Genomic DNA, 14457 nt, shown 5'->3' on the forward strand with positions numbered 1-14457 from the left:
TCGGAACGGAGATCAACCCCTCGTTTTGAAAAAGGACTATACTTTTTAATTTGTCACCTTGATTTCATTGACATAATAGTATTTCAACAACATGAAAAGCAGTAGATGTAAAATACATCTACTGCTTTTTTATGAGTTCTTAGTTTGTTATTGCCTTTTTGTGATATGTTAAAAACAGCGGATAACCCTCTTATTATTGCACTTAGCCTAACATGATTTCATTAAATGATTTCTCCTTATTATAGTAGAATTCTTGACAACAGAGACTCCTCAACTCATAAACATACTTATGGGAAGGCTTATGCTTATCCATTTTTAATTAGTAAAAATTAAAATATTAGCCTTGCTTAACTCCACCAAATACAGCTAATTCCATCCATTTAAAATAACAATATACATGATTAAAACTTATTTCCTCCAACCAATTTAATTGAACATCGACTCTTTATTCACTACTACTTAGACAAATATTCCATGGTAAAACTCGATAATATTGGTATATCCTTTGGAATAACTCTAGCTTTCTTTTATAATAGAGTTGAATAGAATTAGTAGGAGGTTATAGATATGAAGAAAAAGCAAAGTAAATGGATTGTGAGCGCAGCATCTACAGCATTGGTTGCAGCAGCTGTTGTTCCTACTGCAAGTGCAGCCTCCTTTACAGATATTGCAAAGAGTGACCATAGAGAGGGAATTTTGGCACTAGCAGATGCGAAGATAGTGGGAGGATATACTGATGGCACATTCAGGCCAAATGCTACCCTTACGCGAAGCAATGTTATTAAATTTTTAGGGAAATGGCTAGTATCAGAACACTATCAAATTCCTGAAGATTACAATAAAAAAGTACGCTTTACAGACATGCAGCCAGCAACTACAAAAGATAAAGAATTACTACAATATGCAGCCCTTATCTATGATATTGGCATAACTAAAGGTACTAACAACAAATTATTGCCTTCAGAGAATATCACACGAGAACAAATGGCGTCTTACTTGGTAAGTGCGATTGAAACAGTTTACGATATTGATTTAATTGCGAAATATAAAGTAGAAAATCATAAATCCTCTATTACAGATTTAAAAAATGCAACAGTAGAGAACCGTGAAGCTATTACTGCTCTTGAGTATGCAAAGATTACTAATGTCAAAACATTTAATCCTAAAAGCACACTAACAAGAGGTCAATTTGCATCCTTTTTACATCGTACTATGACCAATATTACTGAGATGATAAAAGTGCCTGAGGTACCTTTGCTTATCCAAACAGTGAAAGTAGTAGATGCGACTACACTACAAGTAACACTAACAGACGGGACAAGTCATAAGGTAACATTAGCAACGCCACTTATTGAAAATGTGGAAACGAAGGTGGATTTTAAAATTAATGATAAACCCTATTCAGCTGCTGTTACCTATGAAGTCAATGAACTAAAGGTACAATCAGTGGAGGGAATCAATGGCTCTCAGATTAAAGTTGCTTTTAACCTGGCAATTGACCCACTTTCTGTATTAAAAACAGATGGTAAACTACAGGATAATATTGTAGCTTTCTCTAATGTGGATACATTAAGATCACTATCCATTGTGAAAGCAGAAATTAGTGCTGATAAAAAATCAATCATCTTTACAGTAAATGAGTCATTAAAAGGCACACATCGTTATGTACTAAACAACATCAAATCAGAAAAAGGTTTATTACTTAAACAAGTAGATGCGAATTTTGTCATTGCTGGGGATACACAACCCCCAACTATTTTGGGATCAACGCAAGGAAACAACTCTTCAATCGTAAAAGTGCAGTTTTCTGAGCCAATGGCAGCATTTCCAAATGAACGCATTCAATTCACGTTACCAAATGGAACAAGGGTTATGAATGTAGTGGGGAGCATTGAACAAAATGCCACTGAGGCAACCTTTGATTTATCCGCTGCAACTGTGAATGGTGGTTATTTAACACCTGGTGCAGCTATGCAAATTACATTTGTAGCGGCCACAGATTTGGCAGGAAATATCATTTCACCAAATCCAGCTACTGTCTCAGTGAAAAAAGGGGATAGAGATGGTATTCCGCCAGCACTATCCACTGTCACACAAACTGGTCCAAATACATTCCAGTTGTTGTTCTCAGAGGAGGTTCAACCGCTTTATGTACATGATTTATCCATTAAAAGTGGCCAGACTTCATTCACCATCAATAAAGTAGAGAAAGATTCTAAAAATGGCCGTTTAGTCAATGTAACGGTAGATCCAAGAAATATACTTCAGGGAATAACTACAATTGGAACAGCTACTGGTCGTGTTATTACTGATTTATCGGGTGAAACAGCCACTTTCTCAACGGTGTATAATTTTATCAGAGATGATAGAGCGCCTGTCTTAACAAATTCTGAAATCGTTTATGAAGATAGTGTAGAATATTTACAATTAACTTTTGATAAGCCAGTTCAGTTAGGAGCTAATGCAAAAGCAGCATTTTCTGGCAGCTATATGAATAACCATATCTTATATGAATTATCAAGAGGTCCTCAAAGTGATATTCATCTAGTAAAAGATCAACCTACAAAACTACGTGTCAAGATAGCAGGATTACTTGGCCCTTATGATGCAAAGGGAGCTCTTTACGATGGTAAACTGACTTTAATTAACGTGACAAATTTATATGGTGTGCCAGTCAATGAAGTACCAAATGTGAAATTTTCACGTAACGGTGATTTGAATATTAATAGCAATAAACTCACATTATCGCCAATTAATCCAATTCAAACATCTGCAATAGATAATTCTATTAGAGATAATAATATTGTGTATCTGAATTTCAATTATCCTGTTGATCCAGCACTTGCTCAAAATCTTCAAAATTATAGTATTGATAATGCGCTTATTGAAAGTGCAATTGTAGAGAGCTCTAATTTAAATCGTATTAAGCTCACGTTGAAAAAGGACTCCAATAACTTTACAGGAGGTCGATATATAACAATTAAAGGTTTAAGAGCTGCGAACTCTATGGAGTCATTCGATGAGGTGCGTACATTAATTACTCTTAATGAAAATATTGCACCAAAGATTCAAACTATTAATGTTAACAATTCACAAACATTAGAGCTTATTTTCAGTGAGCCAGTCAAGAATGGTGGTACTATGGATTTTGATATTCTTGTAAATGGTAATTCAGTAGCAGCTACAACTACTTATACACAAGATAATAGAGTCCTAATTACAATACCTCAAAGTGGGTTTGAATACGGTAGAAATGTGACAATTCTAGCTTCACCTAGAAATACGCTTACAGATTATAGTGGGAATAAGTTGGATTTCACTTCGCAGTCAATTATAGTGCAAAGATAATTTGTTTTTCCCCAGCAAGTCTACCTAAAGTTGAATACTAAAATGCAGTAGATATCAATTTTATCTACTGCATTTTTTTATGAATAAAGAGAAAATCTTGTGATATTTATTAATGTGAGATAAACGGGGATTTATGTAGAAACTGAGGATTGTCTAGATGTTTAATAATAAAGGAGGCTATATCCTGATTAGTAATTTTTGTGCCAGGCATATCTGTTAGGCCTACTTTTATAGACTTAGAAGTTAAACTATCTTTTACAAAGGGTAATCTCAAAAGTGTCCATTTAATATTTTTACTGTTCAATAAAATTTCCCACTCCAATTTTTTATCTACCATCATCTTTGGAAAGAGAGTTTCAAATAACTTTGCTCCAACACGATTCAACAGGCTTTTTTTGTCCCCGTCAATCGTTAAAGAACCACCTGAGACGCCTATATAGCGGCTAATGTTCAAATCTTTCATTACGTCGAGAATATTTTTAGTTACTTTGCTATAGATTGGATCCTCTTTCGCTGGCTGACCAAATGTATTTATGACAATATTACAGTCTTTCAACAGCTCTCGAATATTATTTATATCCTGTATCTGCCCTTTCACAATGTCAATCTTATCATTTTGATACAATAATTTTTCGGGATTTCTAACAAGCATCCGAACATGATATCCTTGCTGTACAGCACGCATTGCTAAATGCCTTCCAACTCTCCCTGTTCCCCCAATAATTGCTATTTTATAAAAGTTATCCATTTTATCGCCCCCAATTTAAGTATAATAAGTTTACGTTCGAAATTGACATAAGTTTCCCCAAATTTTAAACTCCTTTATATATTGATAAACTATAGGAATATATGCAAAAGGACAATACAAAAAGAGGCTGGGACAGAACTTAATTATTTTGAAAAATAACGAAAATGGATAATAAATTTTCCGTTTCACTGAGTTGATTGATTCTTCTTAAATCAAAAAAATGTTAGACCGAGATACAATCGATCTAACATTTTTTCTTTTTGTCCCAGCCTCTTTTTTATTAATAAATCTTAATGTTGGAAATTTTAAATGCCCCATAATCATCCACGACAATGGTATAAGTTTTATAGCGATCATAGTACTCATAGTTTCCCTGAGCATCATAAAAGTCAAATGTTTCATTCATATCAATATAATATTTGCCATTTGAAGATTTTACATCTAAAACTTCATTGTTTGTAAAATAAAAATAATGTCCCTTGTTTGCTATGTCATTGACATAATTCTCAAGCTCTTTGTAAGCGCTACTGCCTTGAGCTAACATATCAGCTATCCAGTAAAAATCACCGTCATTTAGCGCCATTTCGTAGTACATTCTGAAGGACTGTATAAATTGGCCTGCTAAAAGAGCTTCTGTATTCGTATCAGCTTCCATAGGGGACTGTTGGCTGTTAGCATACCCTTTATTGGCTATAGAACGGATCTCATTAGCAGAAAGTGGTTTGGTAATCCAGCTATCAAACTGTTCTAACATGCTATAGAGAGGGATAGAGAATGCAAAATTCGTGCTGGTATCAGTCGTATACAGAAGTGAATTAATACCAATGACATTACCTGTCGTCACATCTACTAAAGGACCTCCGCTACTACCTTTATCAATTTGAGCATCGACCTGATAAATTTGTTTATAAATAAAGTTTTCAAGCTCCATATCGCGTTTATTCCCCGTAATGTAACCGATAGAAGCTGAATTTTCAAATCCCTGAGGACTACCAAAGGCGATAACCTCTAAGCCAACAGGAGATTCATTTTTTTCGATTTCAAGAGGTGGAACATTCTGATAGCTTGGGATATGTAATAATGCAATGTCATATCTATCCGATATACCTATAACAGTTCCAGGAGACTCCTGCCCCTTTGAATTACGAATTTTCACTTCAACCTCGCCCTGAACAACATGTGCGTTTGTAATAACATATCCGCCATTTTTATATAAAAAGCCTGAACCCTGCCCATTCGCTGTAAGTACAGTAAAGACCTTTTGTTGCACCTCTTTTATAAGCGTCACACGATCTACCTGCTGCACATAATTTTTTTGTTTCTTTGAAAGCTCCTCTGTGGATACTTGGAGGGCATTCAATTTTTCCTGATCATTAATTTCCTGATAGGAATTCTCTTTTTGTTTTGAACTTGTGAAATAATCCCAATAGGCATAGCCAAGCCCGCCAATTGATAAAAAGCATATGGATAAAACGATAATAGCCCAAATGGGAATACCCTTCTTAGCGACCGCTGAATGATGCAGATTTTCACCACATTCGGCGCAAAATTTACTATTTGTCAGATTTTTATGCTGACATTTTGGACATTTCATCCTACCACACTCCTGTGAAATATTTACTATTTTTATCGACAAGTCAATTAGTTTCTATAGATATTATTGACATATATTTCTCGTTAGGATGATTATTGGGAGCAATGCTAGTTCATTTCATAAAAAAGAGAAGTATCAAAAATACCTATTGACCTTAACGCTGCGTAAAGGTTTACAGTAGCATTAAATGGAGGTGAGAAAATGGAATATACAATTCAAGAGCTTGCGCAAATGTCAGGAGTGAGTACTAGAACGCTTCGTTATTATGATGAAATTGGGCTATTGAAGCCAGGGCGAACCAATGATGCTGGCTATCGATTTTATGGGCAGTTTGAGGTTGATATGCTACAGCAGATTTTATTTTATAGAGCATTGGATATGAAGCTGGCTACAATCCAACAAATTATTCAAGCATCTGATTTTCAGCCTAGAGAGGCACTTAAAACGCATCGTGCTGCTTTACTTAAACGTAAGGAGCAGCTTGAAAGAATATTACAAACAGTGGAAAGAACTATACAATCTATTGAGGAGGAACGACCTATGGCAAATGAGGAGAAATTTATTGGATTTAAAGAGAAGTTAATCGAAGAGAATGAAAAGCAATATGGACAAGAAATTCGTGCAAAATATGGTGATGATCAAGTGGACGCTTCAAATGCTAAGCTAATGAATATGACAGAGGAACAATATCAGGCAATGCAGCAACTTGAACAGCAGCTATTTGATCGTTTAAAAGAAGCGATGGAAATTGGAGATACAAACAATGATGTGGCAATGGAGGTAGCGGAGCTTCATAAGCGTTGGTTGTGCTTTACGTGGTCACAATATTCCAAAGAGGCTCATGCAGGAATTGCTCAAATGTATATGGCGGATGAACGCTTTACAGCTTATTATGATGAACGCATTGCTAAAGGAGCAGCACAATTTTTACATGATGCTATCATTCATTATACAAAAAAATAAGTTGAAATCTCCTCAGGCTTGCATGTTTTAGAAATAGTAATTTAGGAAAAAATGAGGGTATGAGGAGGAGATTTTTTTGAACCCACAAGTAATGGAAAAATTAAAAAAGCAATTAGAGCAGGAATTACAGGAGATAGAAAAGCAGCTTGAGGAATCGGAGCGACCACAGGCGACAGAGCTATCTAATTATGATAATCATCCAGCTGACAATGCGAGTGATTTAACGGATCAGCTAACGGAAATGGCAATTGATGAGCATCGAGGTGACAATGCTGAGGAAATAAAGCGGGCACTTCAAGCGATGGAGGAAGGATCATATGGTAAATGCGCTGTATGTGGAGAAGAGATTCCTATTGGTCGCTTAGAAGCAATGCCGAAAGCATTAACATGTGTTGAACATGCAGAACAAAAAGCTGACGAGTTAAGACCAGTAGAAGAAGACGTGTTGTCTGCTAATTCAAAATCGGATGATTTCCTAGAGCTTGAGGAATTTGGCTCTTCTGATACCCCACAAGATAAAAGTTTGTAAGCATTTCAACTCCAAAGCAGTATAATAGCTGTATGGGGTGAGAATATGGACATAATTGATTTACACTGTGATGCATTATGGAAATTAACAACGTTAGAAGATGTCAAATTTGAAGATGATGCACAATTGGCTACCAATCGAGGAAGATTACAATTAGGGCAAGTAAAGGCACAGGTATTTGCTATTTTCATCAATCCTAAAGTTCCACAAAGCCAGCAATTTTTAGAAGTAGTGCGCCAAATTGAAGCCTTTCATACACATGTACTACAAACGGAGGGCATGGTACACATTACTGATTGGTCACAATTAGATACTTTAGCTCCACATGAAATTGGAGCTATTCTAAGCTTAGAGGGCTGTGGTTCAATTGGTGAGGATTTAGCAAAGCTTTCTGTAGTATTAGATGCAGGCGTAAAGCTTGTTGGACTCACATGGAATGAAGAAAATGCCGTAGCCCATGGTGCTGAACAAGATGCAACCCTTGGTTTAAAGCAATTTGGAAAAGAAGTTGTTAACTTACTAAATGAGCGGGATATTATTATTGATGTCTCTCATTTAAATGAACAGAGCTTCTGGGATGTGCTACCATTGGCGAAGCATATCATCGCTAGTCATAGTAATGCACGTGCTCTTTGTGACCATCCACGAAATTTAACGGATGCACAAGTAAAGGCACTAGTAGAGCATGGTGGACATATTCATCTGGTCTACTTTCCTACATTCATCGGTAAAAATGCTACAATGGATGATTTAGTAGCGCATGTCAAACATCTAGCCAATATAGTGGGAATAGAACATCTTGGACTAGGTTCTGACTTTGATGGGATAGATGCTACTATAAATGGATTAGCACACGCTGGAGAGGCACAAAATCTACTAGAGGCTTTAGGTGAACATTTTTCAATCGAGGAAGTTCGTGGTATTGCAAGTCAGAACTTTCGACGCTATGTAAAAAATGCAGCTACCCGTTAAGGTGCTGCATTTTCTTTTTTCAGAAGTTAATACTATTAAATGAAATAATGAATTAATAAACCGATTCCTAAGAGGAAGCCGAAGAATGTATTGGTTTGCGCTGTGAATTTCATGGCAGGCATTACTTCTTTAGCTTCTTTTTTATCGCGGAAAATTTGAATCGCACGAAGCGGTTTTGGCACACTTAAGAAAATGATTAAAGCCCAAAATGTAATACCGTCAATGGCTACTAGAGCGATTACCCATAGGTACGAGATAATAAAAAAGCCAGATAGTACAGAAATAGCACGATCACGACCTACTAAAATGGCAAGTGTTTTTCGTCCACCCTCTGTATCGCCTACGATATCACGGATATTGTTGGATAGCATGATAGCACCTACTAAAATCATACTTGGTACCGATAGTAAAACAGCATCAAGTGTAACTGTAAGCGTTTGAATATAAAAGGCGATTAAGACAATCCCCATCCCCATTACAGCACCAGATACAATTTCTCCAAAAGGTGAATAGGCAATAGGATAAGGACCCCCTGTATATAAAAATCCAATAAGCATACAAACGAGGCCAACAGCAGCTAGCCACCAAGAGGTAGAGGCACATATGTAAATGCCAAGTAGCATTGCGATTGCATAAAAGCTTAATGCAATAATCATAATTGTTTTTGGCTGAACACCATGACGAACAATGGTTCCACCAATACCGACAGAGTGCTCGTTATCTAATCCCAGCTTGTAATCGTAATATTCATTGAACATATTCGTTGCTGCTTGTATAAGCATACTTGCAATGAGCATAGCAAAAAATAGTCCAAAATCAATTGTTTGTTTTTCAATTGCTAGAGCAATTGCTGTCCCTAAAAATACTGGAACGAATGAAGCGGTTAAAGTGTGTGGGCGTGTTAAATGCCACCAAACTTTAAAACCCCTATCAGCTTCAATGACTTTGGTCATAAGGTCTTTCTCTCCTTCAAATGTTGTCGACTCTTCTTATTTTAAACGAAGATTGAGAAAATGGGTAGGTTCACAGCTTATTACATACAGTTCCATTGAAAAAAGTGATACAATAGAACATGCATTTATGAGCTGGAGATAATTTATGTATTTTATAGCAATCGTACGAAAAAAAGATTGTCTTACATATGTACGACGATTTTTTGAACGAATCAAGTAAAGGCTAGGTAGACGTCATGAATGTTTTTGTGTGCAAAAAAAGAGGGTTAGAAGAAATGATGGACTCTGTCCCCCACTGCAAAACCTAAGCACAATCAAACATTACACACATTGTCTCTGATAAAAGATAGAGAAACAGTTACAATGCCAAATATGATTGTTGATGTACATTGCAACAACGGAGGTAATTTTCATGCAACAGAAGTGGTACCAAGCCACAGAAGTAGAAGTGGACTCTTTGGGCCAAAGCCTTCATTTTTATATGGAAACAATTGAGGTTAGTCGCTTATCTGCGCTAGCATTTTATGCAGCGGGCGAGGGGAATTATAAAGGTGAACGATTTTATTGGCAAAATAGAGAAAAAACAATGACATTAGTAGGGCTAGGACATGCCTATACAATTCAGAATAACGCCAAAAATGATCGCTATGATGCCGTAGAGGCAGAATGGAAAAGCTTAACGAAGAATTGTATAAAGGGGCAGAGCGAGCTACAGCCAATTTTGTTTGGTGGTTTTACATTTGATCCACAAAATAATGTAGATGGAGAATGGACCAACTTTCCAGAGGCTTTTTTTGCACTTGCCACATATCAGCTTGTTATTCGAGATGACAAAGCCTATGTCAGCATTCATCTCATTTCAAAAGAACAGCAGGCAGAGGATCAATTTGAAGCGTTACGTAAAGAGAGAGATCACTTAATTCATGCTGCTCAAGTAAAAGAAGTGAAAACGTATTCAAAGCCTGAAATAACAAGTTATTATGAGCCCTATAAGGATCCGTATCTTGCATCCATTGACCAAGTGACAGCACTGATTAAGCAAAAAAAGGCAGATAAAGTTGTGATCGCGCGTTCCCTTGCATTGCAATTCAAAGAGCATGTTTCTTCACCTCAAGTACTGTCACAGATTATTCATGAACAGCCTGAGAGCTATTTATTTGGTTTAGAGCGTCAAGATTTATTGTTTTTTGGTGCGTCACCTGAACGATTAGTAAAGGTAGAGAATGGACGTGCCTTTTCATCTTGTATTGCTGGCTCCATCAAACGTGGAAAGACAGCAGAAGAAGATGAAGCCTATGGTCAAAGCCTATTGAATGACCCGAAAAATGGTGGCGAGCATCAATATGTGGTCGACATGATTGCGGACACATTCCGTAAAAATTGTGTCGATATGAGGATACCTGACAGTCCTCGCCTCCTAAAAATCAGAGATATACAACATCTTTATACTCCTGTTGAAGGTCAGTTAAATAGTGAAGCTACGATTTTACAGCTGACAAAGTCCTTGCATCCTACCCCTGCTCTGGGCGGTGTTCCAAGAACAGAGGCGATGGCAGCGATCCGTAAGTATGAGCCTATGAATCGAGGTCTTTACGCTGCACCAATTGGTTGGGTAGATGCGGAAGGCAACGGAGAATTTGCAGTAGCCATACGTTCGGCTGCTTTACTGAAAGACAAAGCTTACTTATACGCTGGTGGCGGAATAGTTGCAGATTCAGAGCCACAATCTGAATATGAGGAAACATTAGTGAAATTCCGCCCGATGCTACGTGCGTTAGGAGGACATTTAAATGAATGAAAGGGAGACTTTAACAAATTACGTTTATCATATGGTGGCAGCCCTTGTGCAAGCTGGTGTAGAAAATGTTGTAGTTAGTCCAGGTTCTCGCTCTACGCCTTTAGCTTATGCCTTTGCTTCTACGAAACAGCTTCATTTGTATCGCCAGGTTGATGAACGATCTGCTGCCTTTTTTGCATTGGGAATCGCAAAGGCTACAGCAAAGCCTGTAGTACTATTATGTACATCTGGAACAGCTGCAGCAAACTATTTTCCTGCCATTGTGGAAGCAAGTTATGCCCGTGTACCACTAATTGTTATTACGGCTGATCGTCCACATGAATTACGAGAGGTGGGAGCACCGCAAGCGATAAATCAGCCAAATTTATATGGTTCACATGTAAAATGGAGTGTAGATTTCCCATTAGCAGACAATGCTGCACCAACACTGCCTTTTATCGAGCGCCATATCGCACGAGCAGTAGCCATTGCGACAAGTGCACCATTTGGACCAGTGCATATTAATGTACCATTCCGGGAGCCATTATTAATTGATTTCCGAGATGAGTTACCAGAAACAACATTTAAACAAAGTAGGATGGCTCAGTTAATGCCTTCTGAGGTGGCTCAGCAAGAATTATCTTCCATTTTACGAGCATCAGAACGAGGCTTTGTGATTATTGGGGAACTGTCACTTGGTACTGACTTAACAATTATGTGGAATTTTGTTCGCCAGTTAAAATGGCCAGTTATAGTCGAGAGTTTATCAAACATGCGTACATCAGTACCAGAGGATTGTTTACCTTATATCATCACAACTTATGATGCTATTATGAAGAGTGATGAGTTTAAGGCGCTTGTTAAGCCGGATACAGTGCTTCGCTTCGGTGCACAGCCCGTTTCTAAATTCATCATGCAATTTATTACAAACTCACAGCCAACTGCTTATATTGTAGTCGATGAAGATCCGATGTTCCGAGACGCTACTAGTGTCTCTACTCATTTTATTCATGCGGAGATTGGAGAATGGCTGACGAATTTAGAAATCTCTGATACTGCACTAGAGACACAATATTTAGCTGAATGGCAGGATGCGAATGATATAGCGCTTGAATACATTGAACACTATTCCGAGGCTGCTATAGATGAGGGAGCAATGGTAAGTCGATTATTAAGGTTTATTCCAAATGGCAGTGATATTTTTGTGAGCAGCAGCATGCCCGTGCGTGATATTGATACGTTTTTAATGGCAACACCGAAAGATCTTCGTATCATTGCAAATCGTGGAACGAATGGTATTGATGGTGTCGTATCAACAGCAATGGGATTTAGTCAGAGGAATAACCGTGAAACCTATTTACTAATTGGCGATTTAGCCTTTTTACATGATATCAATGGTCTTATTGCATCAAGGTATCAACAATGTAACCTAACAATCATTGTTATGAACAATGATGGTGGCGGTATTTTCTCTTATTTACCACAATCCACTGTGGAAGCACATTATGAAGATTTATTTGGTACACCCACTGCCCTTGAATTTAATGATGTTGCTCAGATGTATGACATGGACTACATCCGTGTAGAAGATATTTCGGAGCTTTCCGAGAAGTTTTCAATTGTAAAAACGCGTCCATTGCGCTTGCTTGAAATTTTCACAGATAGAGAAGAAAATGTTTATGCACATCGGGCACTATGGAATCGCATTAATGCGGGGTTAAAAGCATGGCAAAGCTAATGATTCGAGGACTTGAAACACATGTAGAAATTTGGAACGAGAGAGCACAGCAAACGCTCGTTGCCCTACATGGTTTTACAGGTAGTACGACTTCATGGCGAAATTTAGCGAAAGCTCTGCCACATATACGATTGATTGCGATTGATTGCATTGGGCATGGTCAAACAGCAGTACCTAAGGAAATCAGTCGTTTCTCCATGGATGAACAAATCCAAGATTTAGAAGAAGTAATTAGCCAGCTGCAGCTAGAGAGATTTACGCTGATAGGCTATTCAATGGGGGGAAGAATTGCATTATCGTATGCAATCGCCTACCCTGAGCGAATCAAAAGGCTTATTTTAGAAAGTGCTTCTCCTGGTTTACGAACTTCACAGGAGCGTTCTGAGCGTTGTGCGAGAGATAACGCTCTAGCTGAAAAAATTATGAATAATGGATTACAATCATTTGTGAATACATGGGAGAACATCCCTTTGTTTGAATCCCAAAAATTTTTACCAGACAATGTAAGACGAACGATTAGGACAGAAAGGCTTTCTCAGAAGGTGGAGGGCCTAGCGGGAAGCTTACAAGGTATAGGAACGGGTAATCAGCCATCAAATTGGATGTCATTAGCAGAGCTTGAATTTCCTGTTCTTTTAGTAACGGGCTCACTAGATGAGAAGTTTTGTAAAATTGCACTAGAAATGAAAGCGTTATTAAAAAATGTTAAGCATACGACAGTAAATAACGCTGGACATGCAATTCATGTGGAAAATCCCGCTGAGTTTGCTACAATAATAGAGGAGTATTTAACGTAATCAATTTACGTTGGTGCCTCGACAATGAACGAGGATTATATATGATTAGGAGGCAATTCAATGACACGTCAATGGACTACTTTACATACTTATGAAGACATTAAGTATGAATTTTATAACGGTATAGCAAAAATCACGATTAACCGTCCAGAAGTACGCAATGCATTCCGACCAAAAACGGTAATGGAAATGATTGATGCTTTTTCACGTGCACGTGATGACAAAAATGTTGGAGTTATCATTTTAACTGGTGAAGGTGAACATGCTTTCTGCTCAGGTGGAGATCAAAAGGTTCGCGGTCATGGCGGCTATGTTGGAGAAGATGAGATCCCACGTCTAAACGTTCTGGACTTACAACGTTTAATCCGTGTAATTCCAAAACCTGTAGTAGCGATGGTTGCAGGTTATGCAATCGGTGGGGGACATGTATTACATGTGGTATGTGACCTAACAATTGCGGCTGACAATGCTCGTTTTGGACAAACTGGACCAAAAGTTGGTTCATTTGATGCTGGTTATGGCTCAGGCTATCTTGCACGTATTATTGGTCATAAGAAGGCACGAGAAATTTGGTATTTATGCCGTCAATATGATGCACAGCAAGCACTTGATATGGGATTAGTGAACACTGTTGTTCCTTATGAGCAATTAGAGGACGAGACTGTACAATGGTGTGAAGAAATGCTACAAATGTCACCGACTGCTCTACGCTTCTTAAAAGCAGCTATGAATGCAGATACAGATGGTTTAGCAGGTCTTCAACAAATGGCTGGCGATGCTACACTTCTTTATTACACAACGGATGAAGCAAAAGAAGGCCGTGACGCATTTAAAGAGAAACGCCAACCAGACTTCGGTCAATTCCCAAGATTCCCTTGATTAATTGAAGGTTTGAAAAGCTCGTATCTGATTAGAGATACGAGCTTTCATAGTGTTGAAAAACTAAATGGTCAAGGGACTCTTTGTGAACACTACTAAGTCAAATGAAGGTGATTTCCGTTCCAGGCTACTCGCTTTGCCGCTGACGCTTCGCTTTCG

At 37.9% G+C, this 14457-nt stretch carries 11 protein-coding genes; 8 read left to right on the forward strand and 3 right to left on the reverse strand.

Annotation, left to right across the window (positions count from 1 at the left end; all coding sequences use genetic code 11):
- The first annotated feature begins 567 nt into the window (after positions 1–567).
- Entirely contained in the window at positions 568–3348 is a 2781-nt protein-coding gene (locus ACQKIM_RS26625; RefSeq protein WP_427549695.1) for an S-layer homology domain-containing protein, read from the forward strand.
- A gap of 109 nt (positions 3349–3457) precedes the next feature.
- On the opposite strand, the gene ACQKIM_RS26630 is transcribed toward ACQKIM_RS26625, so the two are convergent.
- Entirely contained in the window at positions 3458–4096 is a 639-nt protein-coding gene (locus tag ACQKIM_RS26630) for an NAD(P)-dependent oxidoreductase (RefSeq protein WP_427549698.1), read from the reverse strand.
- 280 nt (positions 4097–4376) lie between these two features.
- Positions 4377–5690 carry a trypsin-like peptidase domain-containing protein gene (locus ACQKIM_RS26635; protein ID WP_427549701.1) on the reverse strand — a complete coding sequence of 438 codons (1314 nt, stop codon included), beginning with the start codon at positions 5688–5690 and terminating at the stop codon, positions 4377–4379.
- A gap of 201 nt (positions 5691–5891) precedes the next feature.
- Here ACQKIM_RS26635 and ACQKIM_RS26640 point away from each other — a divergent pair, with 201 nt between their 5' ends.
- The 3 genes from ACQKIM_RS26640 (at position 5892) to ACQKIM_RS26650 (ending at position 8154) form a co-directional block, all read left to right on the forward strand.
- Positions 5892–6653, forward strand: coding sequence for a MerR family transcriptional regulator (locus tag ACQKIM_RS26640; protein ID WP_427549704.1), 762 nt, complete (start codon positions 5892–5894; stop codon positions 6651–6653).
- Positions 6654–6729: 76 nt separating this feature from the next.
- Positions 6730–7182: a TraR/DksA C4-type zinc finger protein gene (locus ACQKIM_RS26645; protein WP_427549706.1), complete on the forward strand. Its 453-nt coding sequence runs from the start codon at positions 6730–6732 to the stop codon at positions 7180–7182.
- 45 nt (positions 7183–7227) lie between these two features.
- A complete protein-coding gene (locus ACQKIM_RS26650) occupies positions 7228–8154 on the forward strand; it encodes a dipeptidase (RefSeq protein ID WP_427549708.1) in 927 nt (308 codons plus the stop codon).
- A gap of 35 nt (positions 8155–8189) precedes the next feature.
- On the opposite strand, the gene ACQKIM_RS26655 is transcribed toward ACQKIM_RS26650, so the two are convergent.
- Positions 8190–9107, reverse strand: a complete 918-nt coding sequence (locus tag ACQKIM_RS26655; RefSeq protein WP_427549711.1) for a 1,4-dihydroxy-2-naphthoate polyprenyltransferase — start codon at positions 9105–9107, stop codon at positions 8190–8192.
- A 412-nt stretch (positions 9108–9519) separates the two neighbouring features.
- Between ACQKIM_RS26655 and ACQKIM_RS26660 the strand changes: the two genes are divergently transcribed.
- From ACQKIM_RS26660 to menB, 4 genes are read left to right on the forward strand one after another with little or no spacing between them, the layout of a single operon-like run.
- Positions 9520–10905: an isochorismate synthase gene (locus ACQKIM_RS26660; RefSeq protein WP_427549712.1), complete on the forward strand. Its 1386-nt coding sequence runs from the start codon at positions 9520–9522 to the stop codon at positions 10903–10905.
- Positions 10898–12622, forward strand: coding sequence for a 2-succinyl-5-enolpyruvyl-6-hydroxy-3-cyclohexene-1-carboxylic-acid synthase (menD, locus tag ACQKIM_RS26665; protein WP_427549713.1), 1725 nt, complete (start codon positions 10898–10900; stop codon positions 12620–12622). The genes ACQKIM_RS26660 and menD overlap by 8 nt, the downstream gene beginning before the upstream one ends.
- Entirely contained in the window at positions 12610–13419 is an 810-nt protein-coding gene (menH, locus tag ACQKIM_RS26670) for a 2-succinyl-6-hydroxy-2,4-cyclohexadiene-1-carboxylate synthase (RefSeq protein WP_427549716.1), read from the forward strand. The genes menD and menH overlap by 13 nt, the downstream gene beginning before the upstream one ends.
- A gap of 60 nt (positions 13420–13479) precedes the next feature.
- Positions 13480–14298 (forward strand): 1,4-dihydroxy-2-naphthoyl-CoA synthase, encoded by an 819-nt coding sequence (menB, locus tag ACQKIM_RS26675; protein ID WP_427549718.1) that lies wholly within the window; start codon positions 13480–13482, stop codon positions 14296–14298.
- Positions 14299–14457 lie beyond the last annotated feature (159 nt).

The organism is Lysinibacillus sp. NPDC047702 (assembly GCF_050272555.1).
Classification (GTDB): Bacteria; Bacillota; Bacilli; order Bacillales_A; family Planococcaceae; genus Lysinibacillus.

Excerpts from the sequence above, each read along its gene's own strand:
- menB (WP_427549718.1), top strand. The coding sequence starts at position 13,480 with ATGACACGTCAATGGACTACTTTACATACTTATGAAGACATTAAGTAT.
- ACQKIM_RS26660 (WP_427549712.1), top strand. The coding sequence starts at position 9,520 with ATGCAACAGAAGTGGTACCAAGCCACAGAAGTAGAAGTGGACTCTTTG.
- ACQKIM_RS26655 (WP_427549711.1), bottom strand. The coding sequence starts at position 9,107 with ATGACCAAAGTCATTGAAGCTGATAGGGGTTTTAAAGTTTGGTGGCAT.
- ACQKIM_RS26630 (WP_427549698.1), bottom strand. The coding sequence starts at position 4,096 with ATGGATAACTTTTATAAAATAGCAATTATTGGGGGAACAGGGAGAGTT.
- menD (WP_427549713.1), top strand. The coding sequence starts at position 10,898 with ATGAATGAAAGGGAGACTTTAACAAATTACGTTTATCATATGGTGGCA.
- ACQKIM_RS26640 (WP_427549704.1), top strand. The coding sequence starts at position 5,892 with ATGGAATATACAATTCAAGAGCTTGCGCAAATGTCAGGAGTGAGTACT.
- ACQKIM_RS26650 (WP_427549708.1), top strand. The coding sequence starts at position 7,228 with ATGGACATAATTGATTTACACTGTGATGCATTATGGAAATTAACAACG.
- menH (WP_427549716.1), top strand. The coding sequence starts at position 12,610 with ATGGCAAAGCTAATGATTCGAGGACTTGAAACACATGTAGAAATTTGG.
- ACQKIM_RS26625 (WP_427549695.1), top strand. The coding sequence starts at position 568 with ATGAAGAAAAAGCAAAGTAAATGGATTGTGAGCGCAGCATCTACAGCA.
- ACQKIM_RS26635 (WP_427549701.1), bottom strand. The coding sequence starts at position 5,690 with ATGAAATGTCCAAAATGTCAGCATAAAAATCTGACAAATAGTAAATTT.